This window comes from Desulfobulbus alkaliphilus (assembly GCF_016918545.1).
GTDB classification, from domain to species: Bacteria; Desulfobacterota; Desulfobulbia; order Desulfobulbales; family Desulfobulbaceae; genus Desulfobulbus; species Desulfobulbus alkaliphilus.
The window spans coordinates 1-24,821 of record NZ_JAFFQC010000025.1; the positions used below are offsets into that span (position 1 = coordinate 1).

The following is a 24,821-nucleotide window of genomic DNA, read 5'->3' on the forward strand; positions in this document are numbered from 1 at the left end:
GCCTCTGGCACCGCCGGCCCGGCATTGCGGCTTATTTTCAAGGTGTAATGCCTAACTCCTGTTCCTTGGCGGCAATAGCCAGCCGCGTCTTCACCACCGTGTCTGAAACCAGACTGATGGAATCGATCCCTTCCTCGACCAGAAAGGTGGCGAAATCGGGAAAATCGGAAGGCCCCTGACCGCAGATGCCGATTTTTCGCCCTCTCCGCTTGGCTGTAGCGATGACCATCCGAATCAAGGTCTTCACCGCCTCATTCCGTTCGTCGTAAATATGGGCAACCAGGTCCGAATCACGATCCAGCCCCAGGGCCAACTGGGTCAAATCGTTGGACCCGATGGAAAACCCGTCAAATACATCGCTGAAGGCATCGGCGGCAATGACGTTGGAGGGAATTTCACACATCACATAGACCTCAAGTCCGTTTTCCCCCTGGACGAGACCAAATTCCCGCATCACCTCAATCACCTTCCGCCCCTCTTCCGGGGTGCGGCAGAACGGGACCATCAACTTGATGTTGTTCAGCCCCATATCGTTACGCGCCTTGAGCAGGGCCTTGCACTCCAACTCAAAGGCCGGCTTGTATTTCGGGTCATAATAGCGGGAGGCGCCGCGCCAGCCGATCATCGGGTTGGACTCCACCGGTTCATACAGGTGGCCGCCGATCAGGTTGGCATATTCATTTGACTTGAAATCAGAAAGACGGACAATGACATCCTTGGGATAAAAACCGGCGGCGATCCGTCCGACGCCTTCAGCCAGTTTATCAATGAAATACTGGCGTTTATCAGTATACGCCGAGGTTTTAAAATCAATATCCTCGATGATGTCCAGAATCTCGTCATCCTCTTCGGCCTGCTGCCGCAGACTTTCGTAGTTGTACAGGGCCAGCGGATGAATACCGATATGCGCATTAATGATAAATTCTTCCCTGGCCAGCCCGACCCCTTCGTTGGGTAACTGCCCTTCGATAAAAGCTTTTTCCGGCAAGCCGACATTCATCATCACCTTGGTCCTGGTTTCCGGGATGTTGTCAAGATCAAGGGATTCAACAACATATTCGAGCAGTCCCTCGTAGATGTGTCCGGTTTCTCCTTCGACACAGGAGACCGTAACCCCTTGTCCGTCCTTGATCTTCTGACTCCCGTTGACCGTACCGATAACACAGGGAATACCCAGTTCCCGGGAAATGATCGCCGCATGGCAGGTCCGTCCACCTCGATTGGTGACAATGGCCCCGGCAATCTTCATGATCGGTTCCCAGTCGGGATCGGTCATATCGGTAACCAGGACCTCTCCGGCCTTGAAGTCATGGATCTGACTGACATCGTGCAGCAGACGGGCCGTTCCCCGGCCAATCTTGGCGCCAACAGCCTGCCCGCTGGCCAGGATGGTACCCTTTTCCTTGAGCACGTAGGTCTCCATCACCCTTTTTTTGTTCTGCGAATGAACTGTTTCCGGCCGGGCCTGAACAATGAACAGACCGCCGGTTCCCACTGCAACCCCATCACCATCCTTGGCCCACTCGACATCCATGGGGCGGCCGTAATGATCTTCGATGATACAGGCCCAACGAGCCAGTTCGAGGATCTCGTCATCACTCAGGATATACGTGCCTCGCTCCGCTTCGGTCGTGTCGATGTTTTTCACCGGCTCCTTGGCACCAGGATCGGTATTGTAGACCATCTTCACTTCCTTGCTCCCCACCCGCTTGCCGACGATCGGCCGTTTTCCCTGACGCAAGGTTGGCTTAAAAACGTAAAACTCATCGGGATTGACCGCTCCCTGCACTACATTTTCCCCAAGCCCCCAAGCCCCTGTCAAAAAAACGGCATCTTTGAATCCGGATTCGGTATCAATGGAAAACAAAACCCCGGAGCAGGCCGAATCCGAACGGACCATTTTCTGGACCACGATCGACAAATACACATCAAACTGACCAAAACCTCTGTCGTGGCGATAGGAAATTGCCCGGTCGGTGAACAGGGAAGCAAAACAACGCCGACAGGCATCGATCAGGGCTTCGGGGCCACGGATATTGAGATAGGTATCCTGCTGCCCGGCAAAGGAGGCGTCGGGAAGGTCTTCAGCGGTAGCCGAGGAACGAACCGCCACATCCACATCGGCACCATATTCCTGTTCCATCCGGCGATAGGCCTCGATGATCGCTTCCCGCAAGGCGGGGGGAAACTCGGCGTTGCGAATAATATCCCGTGCCTTGGCGCCACGTTCCTGGAGATTACGCAGATTGTGCGTATCCAGATCGGCCAGGGCTTCGCGGATTGCAGCCTCGATCCCGGCTTCCTGAAGAAGGTACTGATACGCATACGCTGTGATGGCGTAGCCGTTGGGGACGGCCACTCCCTTGGAGGTCAGTTTCTGGTGCATTTCCCCCAGAGAAGCATTTTTCCCACCCACCAGGGGTACATCTTCAATGCCGATTTCATCAAACCAGAGAATGAGTGCCTGTGTGTGTTGGTTTCCCATTATTTGTCCCCTCGTTTTTTTATGATGTCACCATCCGGTTCGCTTCAGCTCTGAGCGGAAAACAGTCGGCAACTAGCGCAGTTTTTGATAAAATTTGATAATAGAAAACTTTTCTCTACCGGTCAACTGAAACGTCCATCGGCGCGGATCCGTCCCGGGGTGACCCGCTGAGGAGACTGGTTGCCAATCCCGATTTCAGAAGCTATATTTTAACCACGTAAAAAACAAATTCACCCCTTCCTGCCTGACCACCTCAGATAAGATGGAGCGGACATGATGATCAAATCAGAAATCGACCGGATACTCCAGCAGCACATCGTTGCCCACAACCATCGGGACAGCAACTATTTCGCCGCTCTGCAGCTGCTGGTCGACGAACGAAACAGAGCTGCTGACGAGGCCACCCGAACACAGTGGCAGGCGGGTATCGATCATGTCTACACCCTGGTGGCGGACGAATTGCTCACCAACCCTGACCCGCCGCTCAGGGCCATTACTTTTGGCACCTCCGGCTGGCGAGGTATCCTCGGCAAGGATATTTCCATCCGTTCAGTGGCGGTCGTCACCACCGCTATCCTCAGCCTGTACAGGGAGGCAGAAAAGGACCCGGCCCTTCGTGCTGCCCTGGGGATTGCCGATTTTGCCACCATGCAGCACCGGGGATGCGTTGTCGGTCACGATAACCGTTTTGGCGGTTCCCTGCTGGCCCAGGCCGTGATCAATATACTGAGTGCCAACGGGGTCCGGGTCTATTATGCCGGCGAGGCGACAACCGGAGCCCTGTCCGCCGCCGTTCTGGTCCGCAAAGCCGCCTTTTCCGTCAATCTGACTCCAAGTCACAATCCCATGGAGTATGGAGGGTTTAAGTACAACGCAGCGGATGCCGGTCCTGCAGCCCCGATCCTCACAGATGCCATTACAAAGCGGGCAAGGGATTTCATCCTCCGTTCGGACAATCCCTTCATGCCACCGGATATCGACCTGCAACAATCGCTCAATGACCGGCCCGAAATTATTGCAGAAGATGCTCTGCAGAGCTGGCAGCAACTGGTGCGCAACGGCACCCCGCTCCATGGCCTGGAGTATGACCGGATCCTTGAGACGTTCGCAGCCAGCAGCGACGTAGTGCTCTGCATCGATGCCGTGCACGGTGCTGCGCGACAGTATCTCAGGCGCCTGTTGAACAATCCCCCTGAAGAACGGCTCGTTCTTTTACGGAATAAGCCGGATCCGACCTTTGGCGGTATTGCTCCGGAACCCTCTTCCGTCAATATGCAGCCGGTCATGTCCGCGCTGGCTGCCCGAAGGGAACCCCTGCGCATCGGAGCCATTATCGATCCAGACGGCGATCGGATCCGTTTTACCGATGGTCGTATCGAAATCTCCATGAATCAGTTCGGGGCCATGGCCTATCATTTTCTCCATGAAATCAAGAAAAAAAAGGGCATGGTCGCGAAAACCGTCGCCTCCAGCAATCTGGCCAATGCCTTGGCCGCCCAGTTGGCTGAAGATGTGTTTGAACCTAAAGTAGGGTTCAAGGAATTCAAACCCGTCCTCAACAAGGCCTTGGTCTGTTTCGAGGAATCGGACGGAATCTCCATCATTGGTCACACACCGGAGAAAGATGCCTTCATCGGCCTGATCCTTGCTCTGGACATGGTTCTGACCATGAAAAAATCTTTGGGCGAATATCTTTTCGAAATTGAAGAACAGTTTGGTCATTATTATCCGGACCGGGACGGGGTCGCTGTCTCCCGGCAAGGAAAGGAACTGCTGCAGGCACTGGATAAGCTGAAAAAATACACTCCAGGCAGCCAGGTGGCAGTGGGTGACGCCATGAAAACCATCACCAAGGTGATTGACATCGATGGCCGCAAGATGATTCTGGACGATGGCTCCTGGATTATGATCCGACCATCCGGGACCGAGCCCAAGGTCCGCTTTTATGTGGAAGCAAGAACCAGCTCGGAGACTGCACAGCTGGTCAGCAGTGCAAAATCGATGCTTGCCGAAATCGGCCTCCTGCCATAATATATTCTTATAATTTTGCCCTTCCTGCCGACCTAAGCAAAGCAAGATGCCGGCCTCAAAAGATTAACATCAAACACAGAGAAGCCATCATGTGGGAATATACGGAGAAAGTCCAGGAACACTTCATCAATCCGAAAAATGTCGGAGAAATTGAAGGCGCTGACGGAGTCGGCAATGTCGGATCCATCGCCTGTGGTGATGCCCTGCGCCTGACCATCAAGGTCGACGAAAACAAGGTGATCACTGATGCTAAGTTCAAAACCTTTGGCTGTGCTTCGGCCATCGCTTCTTCCTCGGTGCTCACCGAAATGCTCAAAGGCATGAAACTCGAAGAGGCCAAAAAACTGACCAACGATGACATCGCCAAGGCGCTCGGCGGCCTGCCCAAGGAAAAAATGCACTGCTCTGTTATGGGACGTGAAGCTCTGGAGGCGGCCATCGCCGACTATACCGGCACCATCCTCCCCATGGCCCAGGGTGAAATCGTCTGTGAGTGTTTCGGGGTTACTGACCTTGAAGTCATCCGGGCCATTAGAGAAAACCAGCTTAAATCGGTTGAGGAAATCACCAATTATACCAAGGCTGGTGGTGGTTGTGGCAAATGCGAAAAGCGCCTGAGTCAAATTCTCACCGAAACTGTTGATGACCTGCCCGCGCAGATAAAGGGGGTCAAGAAAGAAAAACGCATGACCAGTCTGGAAAAAATCAAAAAAATAGAAGAAGTCATTGAACGCGAAATTAAACCGACCCTGAAAAAAGACGGCGGCGATATCCGCCTGATCGATGTGGACGGAAATTTTGTCACTGTTTCCCTCCTCGGTGCCTGTGCCGGTTGTCACTCGTCGCGAACGACGCTGAAGGACTATGTGGAGAAAAAGCTGCGCGAACAGGTCCTTGACAGCCTGGTTGTGGAGGAGGACCGATAATGACCGATACCACCAGCAAGGTCATATACATGGACAACAACGCCACCACCCGGATTGCCCCCGAGGTGCTGGAAGCCATGATGCCCTACTTGACGGACTTATATGGCAATCCCTCTTCCATGCATTCCTTCGGCGGCAGGGTCGCCCCGGCAATTCACGCCGCGCGGCAGGCCATTGCTGACCTGATTGGTGCTGAACCCGAAGAAATCGTTTTCACCAGCAGCGGCACGGAAAGTGACTCCACGGCCATCCTCTCCGCCCTGCAAACCTATCCTGAGAAAAACCATGTGGTTACCACCAGGGTTGAACACCCGGCGGTCAAAAATCTCTGTGACAACCTCGATATTTTCACCGGCCGCAAATACCACATCACCCGACTGCACGTGAATGGGGACGGCACTCTGGATCTGCAGAAATACCAGGACAGCCTGACCGACGAAACCGCCATCGTCAGCGCCATGTGGGCCAACAATGAAACCGGGGTGATCTTTCCGGTGGAGGAGATGGCCCAAATGGCAAACGACCGGGGCATCCTCTTTCATACCGACGCGGTTCAGGCCGTAGGTAAGATCCCCATCGATCTGAGCAGTTCCGCCATTAATTTCCTGTCGATTTCCGGTCACAAACTGCATGCTCCCAAAGGGGTTGGCGTCCTCTATATCCGCAAGGGCACCCCTTTTGTTCCCTTTCTTAACGGTGGTCACCAGGAGCATGGCCGCCGCGGCGGCACCGAAAATGTCGCCTCCATTGTCGGCCTCGGTAAGGCCTGCCAACTGGCTGCAGCCGCAATGACGGAAGAAAACACCCGGGTACGAGCCCTCCGTGACAAACTGGAAACCGGCCTGCTGACCACCATTCCCAAGGCGTTGCTCAACGGTCATAAGGAACTGCGCCTGCCCAATACCGCCAATATCAGCTTTGAATATGTGGAGGGCGAGGCTATCCTGCTGCACATGAACCAACACAATATCTGCGCCTCTTCCGGTTCAGCCTGCACCTCCGGCTCGCTGGAACCCTCACACGTCCTCAGAGCCATGGGCGTACCGTTTACCGCAGCCCACGGATCCATTCGCTACAGCCTTTCCATCTACAACAGCGAGGAAGAGATTGACTATGTCCTGGCCACCATGCCGGATATCATAGCCAAACTGCGGGCTATGTCGCCCTTCTGGGAAGAAAACAGCTGACCATGTACCTTGCAGGAGGATGACAAAACTAACACCTGGATCCGTGAGCGTTCGTCCGTGCCTCAGCTTTATTGTCTGTGACCGTTCGATTAAAGTACACTTTATCGGACGCTTACTGGCAATGAAGATGGCGAGCGGACGGGCGCCCCGAAGGGCGGCTGGCGAAGGTTATCTTGAAGGATTCCGCTGCAATTATAATATGATTACAGCAAGATATACCCAAAAAACGTCCAGCCGTCACGGATTCAGGAATTCGTCTTCTCCAGCCGCCTTTCAAGGCGTCCTCGTTCTTCTTTTTCTGTAACGGCCTCCCCATGCATATTATTGAACCACACTTCATTATCCTGGATGAACTGGATCAACAAAGCCTGCCCGTCCGCATCGAATTTTGCGGCCGTATCTGTTATAAAAGCGAAAACCGGATCAACAGCGACTCAGCCCTCCCTTTTGTTCGCAACATGATCGAACATGGCCACAATTCGGTGCTGGAAATGGCTGTGGTCACCCTGGTCGTCAGCTGTTCAACCTCGAATCCGGTCCAGGACCTCTTTTTCTGCCAGCCGAAATTCCTGCACATCGATCAACTCACTCCCCGACAGTTGCTGATCACCGGCTCGATCCGGGCCTTTCGGGAGATGCTTCTTTTTTACCCGGACAACAACATCACCCAAGCGATTGCTCTCTTCCTTGCCCGCCGGCACCCGTATTTCTTCTCGGGGATTGAAAGCGACACGCAACTGCCACCCCCGGGGATTTCCGTCGAAAAAATGCCGCTTGCCGAGGTGGAACAGCTGGCCCCCCGGCAATGCGCCAGACATCGTCACCTGGCGGTGAAATTCATCGTCAGCCGGGCCGTCACCCATGAACTCGTCCGCCACCGGCCCTGTGCCTTTCTCCAGGAAAGTCAACGGTACTGCCGATACTCCGCCGACAAATTTGGCAACGAGGTGACCTTTATCAAGCCCATTTTTTTCGACGAACAAAGCAAGGAATATACTATCTGGAAACAATCTATGGCAGAAATGGAGCAGCAGTATCTGCGCCTCCTGCAAACTTCGACTCCTCAGGCCGCCCGAACCGTGCTGCCCAACTCCTGCAAAACAGAAATCATTACCTATGCCAATCTCATGCAATGGCAGCACATTCTGATGCTGCGGACAGCAAAAAATGCCGAGCCCTCCATGCGCGAGGTCATGATTCCACTCCAGCAGGAATTGCGTTCCCGATACCCTGCCATTTTCTCCTGAGACCCTTTTCCTGAATCCGTGACGGCTGGACGCTTGTTTTGGATATATCCTGCTGTACTCACATTATAATTGCAGCAGAATCCTTGAAGATAACCTTCACCAGCCGCCCTTCGGGGCGTGCGGACGAACGCTCACGGATCCAGGAATAAAAGTGCTTCCTTTTTGACCGGTTTTTTTTTTTGTAGTAGGATATGGAATATGGAATCTGTTTGCAGTGCTTTCCCTGTACACGTTCACCGGATGCAGGCAAAAGGCTACATGACCCGGAAACAGAAACCGTTGACCAGTGTTCCGTATACGGATAAACCGGCTGTCGAGCCTTACTCCGCTGACCGCCAGCCTGATCGTCCGCGAATGGCGAGCCGGTGAACGGTTACCTCTTCTTTCTGCAATGGCGGGATCAAAAAACCTCTTATGGCCATAAAAACTGGATCACCAACAGCTGATTCTCCCCGGAGTTCAATGAAACGAACGGTGAAGGACCAGTCCGGCGCCGGTAAACTCAAAATCGGCGAACTGTTGAGCAAGGCGGGATACATCACGGCAACTCAATTTGAGGAAGCCAAAGCTGTTCAGAAAAAAACCGGTGAACGGCTGGGACGAATACTCCTGGAAAGCGGGGCGATCGAACGCGACACCATCGCCAACTTTCTCAGCCGTATGCATAATTACACCATGGTCTCCATTGAGCAGGAGGCTCCGAGCCGGGATGCGCTCAATCTGGTTCCCTATGAAACAGCAAAACGCTTTCTCGCCTTCCCCCTGCGCCTGGCCGGCAATACCCTGCAGATCACCATGGCCGAGCCCACCGACGCGGTGGAGGTGGAGCAACTGCAGGATGTAGTGCAAAAAAGCCTGACCGTCTGTGTTTCCACGGCCAAGGACATTATCGAGGCGTACAAGAAGTACTATCATATCAGTGATGAAGAATACCAATCCTTCTTCAAGTACGAGCCGGAAGGTGAAGATGACACCGTCACCCAGGTCGAGGATTTCGGCGCCCTGGTGTCCGATGCTGCCGAGGATTTCGAAATCGAGAGCAGCGGTGCCGAGGATGGAAGCTACGAACAATTCTCCGCGTCCGACGCCCCCATCATCAAACTGGTGAACGGAATTCTGGTCAAAGCCGTGCAGGATGGAGTCAGTGACATCCATATAGAGCCCTATGAAAAGACCATGCAGGTCAGATACCGCAAAGACGGTTCTCTGTTCAAGTCCATGAACCTGCCCCTGACCATCAAGAACGCCATGGCCGCCCGCCTGAAAATCCTGGCAGGCTTGAACATCACCGAGCGTCGAGTTCCCCAGGATGGCCGCATCAAAATCCGCCTTGGTCGCAATAAGGCTGTCGACTTCAGGGTATCCACGCTTCCCCTGCTGTTTGGCGAGGGTATTGTTCTTCGTATTCTCGACAAGGATTCCCTCAATGTCGACCTGACCAAGCTCGGCTTCACCAAAGACACCTTCGCCGCCCTGAAGCGATGCCTGGAGCGACCACAGGGACTGCTGCTGGTCACAGGGCCTACGGGGTCGGGGAAAACCGTGACCCTGTATTCAGCACTGAACTCGCTGAACAATGAGGACATCAAAATCCTCACCGCGGAAGATCCGGTTGAATTCAACTTCAAAGGCATCAATCAGGTCAACGTCAACTCCGAGGTGGGCATGACCTTTGCCGCGGCGCTGAAAGCTTTTCTCCGCCAGGATCCTGACATTATCATGGTGGGTGAGATCCGCGATATCGAAACCGCGGAGATCGCCATGAAGGCCGCCATGACCGGCCACCTGGTTTTTTCCACCCTGCATACCAATGATTCTCCGGCAACGGTCAGCCGCATGGTGGACATCGGCATCCCTTCCTACATCCTCGCCTCCTCGCTCACCATGGTTTTGTCTCAGCGACTGGGAAGGCGGTTATGCGCCAAGTGCAAGATTCCGGGGCAATATGACCCGGAGGCACTGCTTACCGCCGGTTTCCGCGAAGAAGAACTCGACGACCTGCATCTGTTCAAGGCAAAGGGCTGCCCGGAATGCAATGGCCTTGGCTACCGGGGCCGGGTCGGCTTTTTTGAACTGATGGAGGTGACCAAGGAGGTGGCCAAAGCCATTCAGGCAGAGGTTTCTGAAGAGCAGCTGCGCAAAATCGCCATTCAGGAGGGCATGTACACGCTGAGGGAGGCAGGACTGCAAAAAGCTCGGGAAGGGGTCACGAGCCTGGAAGAGGTTTTGCGGCGAACCGTGGCTCATGAGGACAGCCTGCCTGCCTATCTGGTGAATCCGGATGTGGAGGAGTATGAAGACGGTGACATTATCATCCAGGAGGGAAACAAAGACAAAGACTTCTTCAAGCTGGTCAGGGGCAAGGTGGCGGTCCTTCGGTCCGGGAAAAAAATAGCCGAGATCACCGAACCCGGAGAATATTTCGGAGAGATGGCCGCCATCCTCGATGAACCTCGATCCGCTTCGATCATATCAGCGGGCCGATGTACCATTAAACGGTACCCCGGCGATAAGCTTGCTGAACTCATCGAAAAATATCCTGATGTCTCGAAATATCTGTTTCGTACCCTGGTCGAACGGCTGCAGAAGACCGACCGTATTGTGGTGCAGCTCGCCGGGGCCACCAAAACCCGGCCTCCCCATGTTGTCCGACACGCATGAACAAAGTATCCGTTTATATCATTGCCTACAACGAGGCGGAAAAAATCCGCTCGGCTGTCCAGTCAGTGCTCTGGGCTGACGAGATTGTGGTTGCCGATTCCCACAGCCAGGACGACACGGCCGCCATTGCCGAGAGCCTCGGAGCCAGGGTGGTCCAGATAGAGTTCCGCGGTTTCGGTGACCTGCGCAATCAGGCCATGGCGGCCTGCAGCCATGACTGGATTTTCTCGCTGGATGCGGATGAACGCTGCACCCCCGAGGCCCGGGATGAGATTCGGACTGTACTCCACGCCCCGCAATCCGAGGCCTATTACATCCCCCGAAAAAATTTCTTCATGGGCCGATGGATGCGCCATTCCGGTTTTTACCCCGATTACCGCCAACCGCAGTTGTTCAGGAAAGGGGTCCTGGTTTTTAAAGATGACCCGGTCCATGAAGAGTATACGGTCCTCTCGAAACACCCGGCTGCCTATCTGCGCAACCCCATCTGGCAGTTTCCCTTCAAAAATCTCGAGGAGGTCGTCCACAAGGCCAATAAATATTCGACCCTTGGTGCTGAAAAACTGGCAAAAAAGGGACGAAAGGCCACCATGGGGATGGCTGTGCTCCATGGCATCTGGGCTTTTTTCCACATGTACATCCTCAAACGCGGCGTCCTCGATGGCTGGCCGGGATTGGTCATCGCCATCGGCAACTTTGAAGGCACCTTCTACAAGTATGCAAAACTGCTTGAACTCGGGGCGGACTGGACCCCACCATCTTCACCGCCGCTCCGATAGTGACCAGGCAGGCAGTAAACACTCACCGTATCCCATCACGGGTTTGTTGTGTGATTTGCCACACCCCTCGCAGGCGGTCACAGGTGCAGGTTCATGACGGCCTGACCTGCCGTCAGGCGAGATGCTGATCCAACCCTGTCTGGCACCATCTCAATTTTTGATCAATCGTTTTCTTGAGGATGGCGTCATTCAAAGGCAGTCTGTCGCGGGTCTTCATGGGATGGTAGAGATGGTACCCCAGGGCATGGAACCTCAGGTTCTGTCTCCGGATGCCGTAGTTAAGCAAACGTGCCGTGAATTCCGAATCTTCCCTTCCCCAGCCGACGAACTCCTCGTTGAAGCCATTAATGCTCAATGCGTCCTTTTTCCAGAAAGCAAAATTGCAGGTCTTGACACCGCTCAAATCTCGGCTCCGAAAGGAAAAAAGCCGGGCCAGCCACACAGAACGTAGACAATTCTTTTTATTTTCCACTCCCGTCAGCAGCAAGGGGATCCGCAACCGGCCGCTGCACAGCGTCCGGGAAGAAAGCTCTTTTCCCAGCAGCACCCTGGTACCCTGGACAAAATAACCGTGCCGGGCAAAAGCAACGTGGTCGGCAATAAAACGCGGTTCAAGCAGGATATCGCCATCGATAAGAATGATGTAGTCTCCGCTTGCCCTGACAATGGCCTTGTTTCTGCTTCGAGCCAGGCGGAACCCTCTATCTTCCTGCCAGGAATGGAGAATGGGAACATTGGTCGATGAACGGACCTGTCGGACCAGTTCAACTGTATCTGGAGGGGAACCATCGTCTGCCACCACGATTTCACAGGGGAGATGGGTCTGTTTGAGGGCGCTGCGCAGGGAAAGCTCCAGGGCAGCTGGCCAATTATAGGTGGTAATGATCAGACTGATGCGCAGCGCTGACATATCTTTATCCTGAATCCGTGACGGCGGCGTTCATGTTTTGGATATATTTGTCTGTGATCAGGGTATACGTGTAGATCCATTTTTCATGGAATTCCTTCATCCGCAGCCCTTCGGGGCGTAGGGATGAACGTTCACGGATCCAGGTTTATTGTTGGCCCCGGTTCCTGATAGTAGCCAGTATTGCTTGCTGGACAGTGGCCACGGAAATATTCTCCATGCAACGCATATGAGCGCAGGTCCGTTTCCGGCAACAGAGGCAGTCGAGCCCTTCATCCCGGACAACAGTACTCTGTACCCGGTACGGCCCGACCCTTTCAGGATGAGTGGGGCCAAAGAGAGCCACCACAGGCGTGCCGACCATGGCCGCCATGTGCAACGGCCCGGTATCAACGCCCACATAGACCGCGGCTTTCTTCATCAATGCTACTGAAGCATTCAGATCCAGACGACCGGCGGCAATGACCGCGGGCCGGACCATGCGAGCGGCAATTTCATCCAGATAGGGTTGATCGCTGGGTCCTCCCGCCAGTATCGGTTGAATTCCCGTATCCATAAGCCGGTCACAGAGAGCACTCCACCGGGAAGCAAACCAGCATTTTGACTCCCATCGGGCCAGGGGATTCATATAAGCGAGGGGGACAGTGGCCTCTATTCCGGCGTTGCGCAAAAATCGATCAGCCTGCTCTTCATCAGCCCTGCTCGTGCGGAGATGAAAATCCTCGGCGTGTGCCTCGCAGCCCAGAAAATCGGCAAACAGCAGGTTCCCGTCAACCGCATGGACGGAAGTCGTGCTTCTCGGCAGCAGCTGATGCTGAAACAGGGTGTTCAGCTCCTTGGCGTCGGCAAAACCGATCCGTTGCCCTCCCGGGTTCATCAGGGCAAACAAACCACTCCGAAAAGAGGCATGCAGGTCGAGAACCAGGTCATATGGAGCCTTGCGAAAGAAGGCCCGCAGTTGGCGAAGCTGCCTGACCATGGCGGTCAACGCCCGGACATAGTCCAACCAGCTCGCATTGGGATCACTGGTTGAGGGTATGCGAACAGGATGAATGACATCCACGGCGGGATCGCCGGCCAGCAGGGAAGCATAGCCCTCCTGCACTATCCAGCCGATCGCACAGGAGGGATAACAGCGCTTGAGGGCATGGGCCACCGGCAAGGTGTGGACAATATCACCCAGGGAACTCTGCTTGATAATCAGGATCCGTTTATTGTTCATATCCATTGCGTTCTCTCGTCGCCGACCGGGTGCAAGTACCGACAACACAGACAACATATCTTCTGCAGGCTGCCATTGGGATCACTCGTCAGGCAGTTGCCTCTCCTCCGCTGGGACCAGGGCGATCAATTTCTGCACAGCGGTGTCTATTCTATAGGTACCGGCACCGCTGTGCCAGGTGAAATCGGTGTACAGATACAGATGAAGAATCTCCGCCAACCTTTGTTGCACCGCATGGGGATCATCGGCTGCAGCCACAAAATGAGATCGGGTCGCCAACATTTCAGTCAACTCATTGTTTTCATGAATTAAACCGAGTATGGGGCGGCCGCTGAGCAGATATTCATAGACTTTGGATGGGATGGTTTCCGTGGAAAAAAAAGTGATATCCTGAATCAACAGCAGACAATCGGCGTACTGCATCGCTTCGAGGGCCTTTTCCCTGTCAATCAGGCCAAAATACGTCACCAGTGACTCCAAGCCGTATCGATGCATGTCCACGGTGGAGAGTTGATCGCATGATCCATAGAGGTCAACACGGATTCTCGACCGCAGGCCAGGATCATTCTGCAGCAGCAGATCAAGGGCCTGAAAAAAAACCTGCAGATTACGCGTACCGGCCAAGGAGCCGAAATGGGCAAAATGGCAGCATGCTCCTTTTGCATACTGCACCGGCCCGAACAGGGCGGGAGATGATCCGGGCAGGATGACCACGCCGGGAAAGGGCTCCCCCACTCGTCGCCGGGCATTTTCCATGGCCGCGCTGGTCGGAAAGATAAAAGCGGTGCAGGAGGCGGCAATCCGTCTCTCCAGCCATTGATAGAGACGGAGCACCACCCGGCTGCGTCGCCATTGCTGATCGTGCACCAGGGGATCCTGGGTCTCGGCGAGCCAGGGTTTTGGGGAAAAGCGATGGATGATCAGAGCGGCAGCATGGGCGGAAGCCGAACCACCGGTCGAGTAGATCGCCTCGATCCTGTAGCGACGATTTAACAGCAGGCCGCGGGCAGCGGCAGCGGCAAACCAGGACCACTCGCTCTCCAGATTGATCACTATCTTTTCAAGCAGATAGAAAGGGAAAACCGGCAACAGGACAATCGTCTCAACCAGTTTGAACTGCCAGCGCTTGTGCAGATGTTTGCGAAGCAAATGGCGGAGTTCAAAGCGGATTCCCGATGGCGCCAGCGACCAGGTACGATAATGCGGATATCGGCGGAACCGTTCGCCCACCGGTCCGGTGAGCAGAATGGGCCTGATCCCCTGCTGCTCCAGGAAAGGCAGGCGATCATCGATATGCTGCGAACAGGCGGAGCCGGCCATATTGGCCCGATAGGAAAGAATCAGCCAGCATCTTTCCTGACCCGGACCGGCATTGCCTGCGGTGGCCGATCCTTGAGTACCCGGGCGTTTAGCGAGAACAGCGCCGAACAGGGAAAAAAGAAATGCGGTTTCAAAGACGATCAGATAAGACTCGCTCATCATGATGGTCAGGAAGAAGACCGGAAAGGCCAGGCGGATCCGCTGCCAGCCATCTGCTTCCCGCCAGGACTGGACCACGGGTACCCCAAAAAGGGCCAGCAGGGTCAACAACCCCAGGAAACCCAGTTGGACGGTGACCAGGATATACTGATTATGGGGATTGTCGGTGGCGGGCATTCCGGGCGACCACTGCTGGTTGACGGCCGCATAGGCACTGTCAAAACCACCGGTTCCGACCCCGAACCAGGGGGACTGGGTCATGATCCTGGCCGAATTCTGCCAATACAGCAGCCGTAGGCCAACGGAGGTTTCGGGATTGTGTTTAAAGTCGGCAATCTCCTGGCGGGCCTGTTCCATGCGGTCATGGAAGACCGGGCTGACCTGATAGCCTGCAACAAAGACCAGCACCGGCAGAACCAGGCTTAGCAGAAATGCTCTCAGCCTGTGTTTTTGGAAACACTGCATGAGCAGCAGACCGAGAAGAACAAAGAAAACCAGTTGTCCAGCCCGTCCTTCGGTGATGAACATATTCAGGACCATCAAAGCGGCAAGGATCGACAGCAGCCAGCGCCACCCCCTGCTGAGCCCGCCCCACAATATCTGGTGGACAAGCAGATAGGTTGCCAGGGCGAGCATGGGGTTATACACCACATGAAAGGTTTTCCGGGTGAGATGCTGCGGGGTGACATCAGCATACCGCACCAGGTCGAACCAGACCAGGTAGGTTGACCCCATTTTGGCGCTGACCCCGGCGATGAAACCGGCAATATACCACCAGCGATGCTCCCAGCGAAGAGTGGTCAGGAAAATCGGCAGAAGAAGGATTTTCCACTGATTACGGATGACGTCCAAACCCGCCTGGGGGTCGTTGCTCCAAAACAATCCGAGCAGCAGGGCGCCGAAATAGGCGGCAACAACCATGCAGGTCGGACTGGTGCTGATTTCCTGCCATTTTTCCCGGAATCGACCTTCAATCAGCCACAGGAGCACCATGAGCAGAGCCAGGATGGTCACCGCCGAAGTCGACAGAGGCAGGCAGAAGGCCAGCAGCATCGGCAGCCAGAAGTTGATTTGGCCCACCCGGGTTTGCAACAGGTTCATTGCCGCATCCTCACCATTCAATCAGCAAATTGCAGCTGGTAGAGGGCACTGTATTCACCATTGCGGGCGAGCAGTTCATCATGGGTTCCCTCCTCCACCAGGTGACCATCCTTGAGGACAACGATCCGGTCGGCATTTTTAATTGTTGACAGCCGGTGGGCAATGACAATGGTGGTTCGGTTCTGCATCAGATTTTCCAGGGCATGCTGCACTTCCCGTTCCGATTCCGTATCCAGGGAGGATGTCGCTTCATCGAGAATCAATATCGGGGCATCCTTAAGCAGGGCCCTGGCAATGGAAATTCGCTGCTGCTGTCCTCCGGAAAGCCTCGCCCCGGATTCACCGATGACCGTGTCAAGCCCATAAGGCAAGGCCTGGATGAAATCCCAGGCATACGCAGCCCGGGCCGCGGCGATTATGTTCTCTTCAGGGCAATCATTGCGGCCATAGGCAATATTGTTGCGAACCGTATCGTTGAAAAGAATGGTCTGTTGCGTGACCAGGGCCAATTGCTGGCGCAGGGATGCCAAGGAGAGCTGGCGGATATCGACTCCGTCAATGCACAGGGTCCCGGCGCTGATCTCATAAAACCGGGGGATCAGATTGGCCAGGGTTGTCTTGCCGCTGCCGCTCGGCCCCACCAGGGCCAGGATTTCACCTCGATTGACCTGCAGATTGATACTGTTGAGGACAGGTTTTCCGGATTCATAGCTGAAACTGACCTTATCGAGAACGATATCGCGGCAAAACGACTGCATCTCGATGGCATCAGTAGCCTCCCGGATATCGGGACGGATATCAAGCAAGGCAAAAATCCGGGTTGCCGAGGCCACTCCCTGCTGGATGGTGGCATTGAGACGGCTCACACCTTTCACTGGTTCGTACAGCATGATCAGCGCGGTGAGAAAGGCCATAAAGGTTCCCGGGGTGGAGTTGCCCTGCAGGACCTGATAGCCGCCGAACCAGATGATCAGGGCCATGCCGATGCCGCCAAGAAATTCCACCAGTGGATGGGCAAGACAACGGTATCGCGCCTCGGTCATGAGGGTATCCATTATGTTCTGCATCTTGCCGGCGAATCTCTTTTTTTCGTACCCCTCGGTGCAGAAGGCCTTGACGATGCGGACTCCGGCGATGGTTTCGTGCAGTTGACTGGTCGCCTCGCCGATCTGAGTCTGATAACTGGTACTTAATGTTCTGAACTTTTTCCCGAAAACAACGATGGACACCGCCGCCATGGGAATGAATACCACGGAGATGAAGGCCAGACGCCAGTCCATGTAAAAAATGACCCCAAGCAGGCCGATGACCGTAAAAAAATCTCGGATCAGGCGAATGAGGGCATGGGAAACCGCTCCCTGCAGCAGACTGACATCGTTGATGATTCTTGAAATCAACTCACCCGTCGGATTTTTATGGAAAAAAGTCAACGGTAGATCGTTGAGATGGGCGTAGATTCTGTTGCGCAGATCGCGGATGACACTCTGCCCGACTTTTTCCAGGATGTAGGAATAGATAAAATAAAAGACACCCTTGACAAAAAAGACCAGCAATAAGGCCAGGGGCAACAGATACAGCCAGCGCGCGTTCTGATTGAAAAAAATCTCGTCCAGTAAGGGCTTGACCATATAAGCCTGGAGGGCGTTGAAACCACCGACCACCATCATGGCGACCATGGCGATCAGCAATCTCGACTTATACGGCCGGAGAACAGCTATCAGCTTCGGGTAGAGTTCGTTGTTGTTCATGCCCAAGAAGAAAAAAATCAGTGTTCACCGGGTGCAAGGAAAAGGCAGCATATCCCGGGAACCGGAACCGTTGACCAGCGTTTCGTATATGGATACCCAGACCGCAGGACTGGAGTCATTCCATGCACGACAGTCTGACCGGCCGTTGATGGAATGCTGCTCAACGGTCCAGAGACCGGATTTGACTACGATGCCTTTGCTTGAGGTGCAGGGTTTCATTCCCCTGAGTCCGTGACGGCAGGACACTTGTTTTTGACATATCTTACTGTAATCAAATTATAATTGCAGCTGAATCCTTGATGATAACCTTCACCGGCCGCCCCTTCGGAGGTTCAGCGTATGAGTGTTCTCCGGGTGACGGATGCCCCCGTTGGCAGGTGTGAGAATCCAGATCCTCCGGGTCCTTCCTTTACCCTGTTTTACGCCAGGATGCCACCATAGTTCCCGGAAAAGAACGCGGGAAGATTACCACGACCGCTGAGCAAGGCGATGACCTCGGCGCATTCCCGTTTCAATCCCCCCTGACTGAGGTCAAGGACATAATAATCAAGCCCGGCCCGGGACAGTTCATTCAGGTAAGGTAGCAGGGAAAAAAGGGTATGGGAACGGACATGGAGACCGTCCGGACGACGATCCAGATAAAAACGTTCGTTACGGGAACTGACCAGGGTCCGATGCCCCTGGAAATGGGGAGCATCGAACCGGGCTGTGAAAAGAGGGGGCCGTCCATGGATCAGTAAGCCGATGCGTACTCTTCCACCACTATTTTGCCCCTCGGTGCCGCTTGCGGCGGCATAATGAGCCAGGGCTGCCATCAGGGTATCCCTGTCGGTCTCGATGGAAAACTGGACCCCGGCCATGCCCAGGGATGCGGCTGTATGCAGGGCCGGGCTGTTGAGCAGGTTGCAGGAGTACTCCCCATACAGTTCGAGTTCTCTGTCAGGTGAAGAACCCAGCTCATCGGAAAACAGGGCAGATTGGGCAAAGTGGCTGATCTGAAAGCGATGAGCGCCCTGATCCCGTAGCTGAACAATGGCCTGCCGGTACCAGGGGAGCTGCTTCTGATGTATGATCGATGGCAGCGACCAGATCAGGGGTGGATGCCGCTGCCCTGGGCGATACTGCGTCAGGTTATCGGCATTGAGTTCGATAACCACCCCGGACACTTCAAAGGGAAAACGGTATCCGAGCGCGGAGAGGTTGGCGAGCCGCACCCACCATGGAATCTGACCTGTTCTCGCCTTTGGCCCGGTGGTCTTTTTCCTGGTCCCCTGCCCCCTGGGCACTCTTCCCGGTTGTTTTTTCTCGGAGGAGAAGGCCAGGGCCGTCAAAATGGTCTCGATTTTCGCCGGTGCCGCCTCCGCCGGACGACACGTGGCAACCCGGCGCTGCAGATCCCTGGAACAGGTTTCGACCCCGCCGGTGTCAACCCGGAACAGCACCCCGTGCTGGAAGGTAGATGGATGCTCGGCCTTGTCCCCGGCGGACAGCATGAGGACAGTCTGTCCGGGCCTGCCCTGATCGACCTTCTTGCCACGCATCTCCATATTCCGCAGGGTGAAACTCTGCCGATTACCGGTTCGCTGGTCGTAGAGACGCAACCGATCTCCCAGGGCAACAGCCCGCTGCAACTGGACGCGCAGACCGAGCGTTGCCGATTTCCCCGGCCGCCCCTTCTCCTCGACCCGGGTAACCTTGCCAATCACCTCTCCGGTGCTGCCGGAAAGCCGGGGGACTATCAGGTTTTCCTCCTGACCGGCCACCAGGAAGCCTGGTGACTGTTTCCGTCCCAGGGCCCGATCAAGGGCCCTGCGGGCCGCAATCATCATTTCCCCACCCTGTTTCGGGTCGGCATCCAGGGCATCCAGGGCCAGCCGGTATGCTCGGGCAACGTGGCGAACGTATTCCACGGATTTCAGGCGACCCTCGACCTTGAGACTGGTCACACCCGCTGCCCGTATGGCGGCAAGCTGTTCAATGCCGCACAGATCATTCATGGAAAACAGATAGCCGCCGCCCTTACCGGAAGAAGGACCAGCAATCCTTTTTTTCCCGGATGGCAGCCAATCATAGCGGCGACGGCAGGGCTGGACGCATTGACCTCGCAGGCTCGATTTACCGCCGTGCAGGCTGGAAAAACGACACAGACCTGAGTAACTGAAGCACAGAGCCCCATGGATGAAAATTTCCAGGGCTATATCGCTTTGTGCGTGGATGGCCCGTATCTCCTCTATGCTGAGTTCCCGCGCCAGCACGACCCGTTTGAACCCTATCCCGGCCAGGAAGTTTGCCCCCAGGGAATTGTTGACAGTCATCAGGGTCGATGCATGCAGCCTGAGACCGGGAAAAAAACGCTGGACAAGGTGAACAATGCCAAAATCCTGAACAATAAGCGCGTCCGGTCGAATCTGCTCCAGGGCGGCCAGAATACGCAGTGCGGCCGGCACTTCGCTTTCCTTGACCAGGATGTTCATGGCCACATAGAGTTTTTTTCCCTGTTCCCTGGCAGATTCGGCCATGGCAGCGATTTCAGCAAGGGAAAAATCCCGTGCCAGGGCCCGGGCATTGAAGCCGGGGGCACCGATATAGACAGCGTCGGCTCCTTCGCGCAGAGCTGCTTCAAATGCAGGTAACGTACCGGCAGGAGCAAGCAGCTCCAGAAGTGCTCGAGGAGGAGAAGAGACAGGCTGTGTGGTTTTCATATAAAAAATTCCGGCACGTCGGACCGCCTTGACGCGGAAGGAAACAACACCGCGGACAGAAAGCGCAAGCGCGGAAGAGATCGGATCAAGCCTACTCTGTCGGAGGGCAGAGGGTCAGGGGATATTCAAGAGACGGCAACGGCAGGATAAAATAAAAATTATTGCCTTCGGGCGTAGGTTCATAGCCGACTCGGCCGCCGTGCATTTCAATGACATGGCGGATGAACGACAACCCATGACCGGTACCGGGCAAATCAAGATTGTCATCGTTCCGTATCCCCTCGAGAAAGAGGCGGTTTCCCTGCTCTTCAGACATATTGGGCCCAGTGGTAAAGACGTTGAATTTGATACCTTTCTGTCCGCTTGCAAAAAAATTTTCGACTATTTCCCGGCCATAGGCCATTGCCTTGCGCGGTCGACCCGTATGATCGATGATTTCCCGGGTATACTTGGCGGCGTTGGAAAAAAGATTGGCATACACCTGGGCAAGCAGGCCGATATCGACGAAAATAGGAAATTCTTCCTCATGCATATTGCGCGGCCGGTCAATGGTGATGTTGGCGGCTTCGAGTCGGCTGATGTAATGCTCCAACTGCGGGATGATCACCTCTTTTTCGATAAAACATCGTTTCGGATGCAGGACCAGATGGCCGCGTTCAAAATGCTCACGGCGAAAGAGACTTTCAATGAACAGGCTCATGTTGGCATGATGCTTGACTATTTCCTGATAGTATCGAAGCAGGTCGTCCTGCAAGGACTGCAATTTCATGCAGCACATGCGACATTGTTCCAGATGTTGTTCACGTCCCCTGGCTGCCACCATCTCATCTTTCAGGTCATCAATAAGAGCGATTTTCTTTTTGAGTTGATTAAACAGATGCTTGAAATACATATTGGGCACAATGATATTGTGCTCAATGTCGATTACCAGGGTATTGATAAATTTCAATCGATCGATATTCTGCAGAGCGATCAAACGGTTATCAAGATTATACCCGATCCTGTTGGCATACTTGACAAAGAAAAACCTGTCCGACTCGGAAAGTCCCCCCTCGCGGCGCACCTCAAACATGCCCAGGGTACGCCCACCACCACACAGACCTTTTAATTCGTTCCATACTGCCCCGGACCGCCCCTGATCCCGCCAGTTGTTCTCCCGTTGATGAAACATCTGCTTGCTGAAAATCGGGATGATATAGGAACCACCCATTGCATAGGGGTTTTCGCTGACCTGAATGGAGCGCGGGGGCAATTCGGGTTCGGCCAGCACCCCTCGATCACTGGAACAGACGAGTTGCAACCCCCCTTCCTTCCCCTGACAGAGGTACAGAGAACTGGCTACACCATCGATGGCCAGGGGCACGGACACGCAGATGCGGTAAAAATCATCCAGGGAATCATATTCCTGGGCCAGGTCAAAAAAAGTTTTGAGGAAATCATTGCGGACCTGGGAAAAATTGTATTGCCCATAACTCTCCGCTTTCTCAAGAATGCGGCGGCACACAGGTTCCAGGTCCTTAGGAACGGCAGGAAGGGATACTGGCTCACTCATAGAAGGGAAATCCGGGACATGCTGCTCTGATTCAGCGTAGAGACCGTAGGCGCAAGAACAGACCTTGACAGGACAAGTACCCGATCACGAGGTTGTCCTGGTGGAGTGTACCGCGCTCCTGTCTCGGGAACGGTCAACGCATGGAGAGAATCACTGCATCACGATTCTCTTTTTCATTAAGAAGGACATCAACCCGTTCTCCGGGTTCAGGCACCAGGGTCACACCGACATAATCAGGCTGAATCGGCAACTCGCGGCCACCACGATCAATGAGAACGGCCAGTTGAATGGACAGTGGGCGGCCATAATCCATGATGGCATCCATGGCGGCCCGAATGGTCCGGCCGGTAAAAATAACATCATCCACCAGAACTACCCGTTTATCCTCAAGCAGGAAGCCGATGTCGGTTTTTTTGACAATGGGGTTCTGGGAGATAAGGCTCCAATCATCGCGATAGAGGGTAATATCGAGATTACCCGAAGGCAGGGCGATTCCCTCCCGTTCTTCGATTCGGTTCCTGATCCGCTGGGCCAGAAAAACGCCTCCGGTATGAATACCAACGATGGATAATTCCGTTACGCCGTGATTCCGTTCAACTATCTCCAGGCTGATACGATCCAGGCTGCGATCAATATCCCTGCCCACCATGATGGTTCGCGCTGTCATTGCCTCACACCCTGTCCCAGAAATAATCAACGCCCTTGGTGTCCACCAGGTTGATGGCCTCGGGATAGACCTCACATTCCACCGCAAAAACCCGGGCAGCGATCTCATCCGGGGTGTCGCTGTCTTCCAGGGCCACGCAACGCTGGAGGACGATCGGTCCGGCATCGTATTCCTCGTTGGCAAAATGGACGGTACAGCCACTCACCTTGCAGCCCCGGGCCTTGACTGCCTCATGAACATAATGCCCATAATAGCCTGCACCGCAAAAAGAGGGAATAAGGGCCGGATGGATATTGAGGACAGCCCGGCGCAAGGCTTCGGGAGGCGCGTACAACTTGAGATAGCCGGCCAGGACGATGAGATTGAGATCATATCCAGCGAGAATTTGATTAATTGCCTCATTATCTCTGGCATAAAATGCGGGGTAGCCATAGCGTTTTGCTTTTTCAAGGCCAAGCGCATTGGCCACGTTGGCAACCACGACCTGGATCTCGGCCCGCAGATCTCCGGCCACAATCCGCTCATGAAAGTTATCCAGAGTCCTGCCGCTTCCTGAAAGCAGCACCGCCATTTTACGCATGCTCATCTGCTCCTGTAAAAAAAGGGTGAGTCCCCGGATCAACGCTTTGCAACCAGGCAGCGATTTCGCTGTCATACGCGGAGGTCATCGCAAACACCTTACATGCCAGCCTGAAACGGGTGGGTAGGGTCGTGTTGCCGTGACGACCCAATTCATCAAGCACTTGCCGATAATCATCCGGATCGACAATCACGGTGACATCATGAAAATTTTTTGCCGCGGCCCTCAAAAGAGTCGGCCCACCGATATCGACCTGTTCGATGGCATCGGCAAGGGTGCATCCGGGTTCGGCAACGGTTCGGGAAAAAGCATACAGGTTGACAGCGACGATATCAATAGGCCTGATACCATGCTGCCGGCATTGCTGCTGATGCTCGGCATTGGACCGCTGGTTGAGAATACCTCCATGGACAAGGGGATGCAGGGTTTTCACTCGCCCGTCGAGCATTTCAGGAAATCCGGTGAATTGAGCCACATCGGTCACGGCAACACCACCGGCCCGCAACACCCGGGCTGTTCCGCCGGTGGAAAGGATTTCGATCCCCATGGCGGCCATCGCCCCGGCAAAAGCCTCGCATCCTGATTTATCGGTGAGGCTGATCAGTGCCCGCTCCACTCGTCTCATCTTTTTTCTCTCTCCCCTGAATCCGTGACGGCTGGACTCTTGTTTCGGTTATATCTTGCTGTAAGCATATTATAATTGCAGCTGAACCCTTGACAATATCTTTCACCAGCCGCCCTTCGAAGCATCCGTCCGCACGCCATCTTCATTGCCCGTAACGTTCGATAAAGTGCACTTTAATCGAACGTCCCCGAACAACGAAGCTGACGCACGGACGAACGCACACGGATTCAGGTCTCCCCTGCAAAGCTCCTGCTTCAATCACCATGCGCGGAACCGTACAGCGGGTAGGCGCCAACGATTGCGGGACCAGATCCCAGGGTTGCCGATGGTGTGGCCCTGCAATAAACACCTCTTATTCTTTTTGCAGAAATTTGCGGATCTTCCGCCGCTGGTGTTTATCGGGGCGCTGCTCGGGCCGCCTTCCCTCCGGGTGCATCGCGGCACGTTCGACCCTGGCCTGCTCTCGTTTCAGGGCGGATTCTTCAGTCTCCGCATACAGGGTTCGGGCCACAACCGCCGGGCCACGATGAGCGCTGACCTCAAGAACCCGCACCGTATATTCGCAGTTCCCCAGGCGGATAACGACAAGGTCCCCTTGCTGGACCATTTTCGCCGGTTTGATTTTCTGGCCGTTGACGGCGACGTGGCCGCCACTCACCGCTTTGACAGCCAGAGACCTGGTTTTATAAAACCGGGCGGCCCACAACCATTTATCGATCCGCACTGTCTCCATACCCACTATATTCCGTACGTTTTTTTACATGACAAAAATACCACATTTCAATGGATCGTTCAAACAAAGAACATAGGCCTGAATCCGCACTGAGCGTTCGTCCGTGCGTCAGCTTCGTTGTTCGTGGCCGTTCGATGAAAGGACACTTTATCGGACGGGTACGGGCAATGAAGATGGCGTGCGAACGGA

The 24,821-nt window shown here is 54.6% G+C and carries 17 protein-coding genes; 6 read left to right on the forward strand and 11 right to left on the reverse strand.

Going from position 1 to position 24,821, the window contains the following annotated elements; translation table 11 throughout:
* Window positions 1-37: 37 nt before the first annotated feature.
* Window positions 38-2,485 carry a phosphoenolpyruvate synthase gene (ppsA, locus tag JWG43_RS12845; protein ID WP_205243343.1) on the reverse strand — a complete coding sequence of 816 codons (2,448 nt, stop codon included), beginning with the start codon at window positions 2,483-2,485 and terminating at the stop codon, window positions 38-40.
* A gap of 273 nt (window positions 2,486-2,758) precedes the next feature.
* Between ppsA and JWG43_RS12850 the strand changes: the two genes are divergently transcribed.
* From JWG43_RS12850 to JWG43_RS12875, 6 genes are all read left to right on the forward strand, one after another.
* The gene (locus tag JWG43_RS12850; protein ID WP_205243344.1) at window positions 2,759-4,516 is read left to right on the forward strand and encodes a phosphohexomutase domain-containing protein; all 1,758 of its coding nucleotides are present in this window, start codon (window positions 2,759-2,761) and stop codon (window positions 4,514-4,516) included.
* 89 nt (window positions 4,517-4,605) lie between these two features.
* Entirely contained in the window at window positions 4,606-5,442 is an 837-nt protein-coding gene (gene nifU, locus JWG43_RS12855; protein ID WP_205243345.1) for a Fe-S cluster assembly protein NifU, read from the forward strand.
* Entirely contained in the window at window positions 5,442-6,629 is a 1,188-nt protein-coding gene (gene nifS, locus JWG43_RS12860; RefSeq protein WP_205243346.1) for a cysteine desulfurase NifS, read from the forward strand. Before nifU ends, nifS begins: the two co-directional genes overlap by 1 nt.
* Window positions 6,630-6,943: 314 nt before the next feature.
* Window positions 6,944-7,876 carry an FAD-dependent thymidylate synthase gene (locus JWG43_RS12865; RefSeq protein ID WP_205243347.1) on the forward strand — a complete coding sequence of 311 codons (933 nt, stop codon included), beginning with the start codon at window positions 6,944-6,946 and terminating at the stop codon, window positions 7,874-7,876.
* A gap of 462 nt (window positions 7,877-8,338) precedes the next feature.
* Window positions 8,339-10,537 carry a type IV-A pilus assembly ATPase PilB gene (pilB, locus tag JWG43_RS12870; RefSeq protein ID WP_240193575.1) on the forward strand — a complete coding sequence of 733 codons (2,199 nt, stop codon included), beginning with the start codon at window positions 8,339-8,341 and terminating at the stop codon, window positions 10,535-10,537.
* Window positions 10,534-11,316, forward strand: a complete 783-nt coding sequence (locus JWG43_RS12875) for a glycosyltransferase family 2 protein (protein ID WP_205243349.1) — start codon at window positions 10,534-10,536, stop codon at window positions 11,314-11,316. The genes pilB and JWG43_RS12875 overlap by 4 nt, the downstream gene beginning before the upstream one ends.
* A gap of 112 nt (window positions 11,317-11,428) precedes the next feature.
* On the opposite strand, the gene JWG43_RS12880 is transcribed toward JWG43_RS12875, so the two are convergent.
* From JWG43_RS12880 to JWG43_RS12925, 10 genes are all read right to left on the reverse strand, one after another.
* A complete protein-coding gene (locus JWG43_RS12880; RefSeq protein WP_205243350.1) occupies window positions 11,429-12,226 on the reverse strand; it encodes a glycosyltransferase family 2 protein in 798 nt (265 codons plus the stop codon).
* Window positions 12,227-12,371: 145 nt separating this feature from the next.
* Window positions 12,372-13,451 carry a glycosyltransferase family 9 protein gene (locus JWG43_RS12885; protein ID WP_205243351.1) on the reverse strand — a complete coding sequence of 360 codons (1,080 nt, stop codon included), beginning with the start codon at window positions 13,449-13,451 and terminating at the stop codon, window positions 12,372-12,374.
* Window positions 13,452-13,526: 75 nt separating this feature from the next.
* On the reverse strand, window positions 13,527-16,025 hold the full coding sequence (locus JWG43_RS12890) for an O-antigen ligase family protein (RefSeq protein ID WP_205243352.1): 2,499 nt from the start codon (window positions 16,023-16,025) through the stop codon (window positions 13,527-13,529).
* Window positions 16,026-16,042: 17 nt separating this feature from the next.
* On the reverse strand, window positions 16,043-17,773 hold the full coding sequence (gene msbA, locus JWG43_RS12895) for a lipid A export permease/ATP-binding protein MsbA (protein WP_205243353.1): 1,731 nt from the start codon (window positions 17,771-17,773) through the stop codon (window positions 16,043-16,045).
* Window positions 17,774-18,192: 419 nt separating this feature from the next.
* Complete coding sequence (locus tag JWG43_RS12900) at window positions 18,193-20,475, reverse strand: peptidase U32 family protein (protein WP_205243354.1); 2,283 nt, start codon at window positions 20,473-20,475, stop codon at window positions 18,193-18,195.
* A gap of 91 nt (window positions 20,476-20,566) precedes the next feature.
* The gene (locus JWG43_RS12905) at window positions 20,567-22,027 is read right to left on the reverse strand and encodes a sensor histidine kinase (RefSeq protein ID WP_205243355.1); all 1,461 of its coding nucleotides are present in this window, start codon (window positions 22,025-22,027) and stop codon (window positions 20,567-20,569) included.
* A gap of 133 nt (window positions 22,028-22,160) precedes the next feature.
* Entirely contained in the window at window positions 22,161-22,694 is a 534-nt protein-coding gene (gene pyrR / locus JWG43_RS12910) for a bifunctional pyr operon transcriptional regulator/uracil phosphoribosyltransferase PyrR (RefSeq protein ID WP_205243356.1), read from the reverse strand.
* Window positions 22,695-22,698: 4 nt separating this feature from the next.
* Window positions 22,699-23,274 carry a phosphoribosylglycinamide formyltransferase gene (purN, locus tag JWG43_RS12915; RefSeq protein WP_205243386.1) on the reverse strand — a complete coding sequence of 192 codons (576 nt, stop codon included), beginning with the start codon at window positions 23,272-23,274 and terminating at the stop codon, window positions 22,699-22,701.
* Window positions 23,267-23,899 carry an IMP cyclohydrolase gene (locus tag JWG43_RS12920; RefSeq protein ID WP_205243357.1) on the reverse strand — a complete coding sequence of 211 codons (633 nt, stop codon included), beginning with the start codon at window positions 23,897-23,899 and terminating at the stop codon, window positions 23,267-23,269. Before JWG43_RS12920 ends, purN begins: the two co-directional genes overlap by 8 nt.
* Before the next feature lie 352 nt (window positions 23,900-24,251).
* Complete coding sequence (locus tag JWG43_RS12925) at window positions 24,252-24,632, reverse strand: RNA-binding S4 domain-containing protein (RefSeq protein WP_205243358.1); 381 nt, start codon at window positions 24,630-24,632, stop codon at window positions 24,252-24,254.
* Window positions 24,633-24,821: the final 189 nt, after the last annotated feature.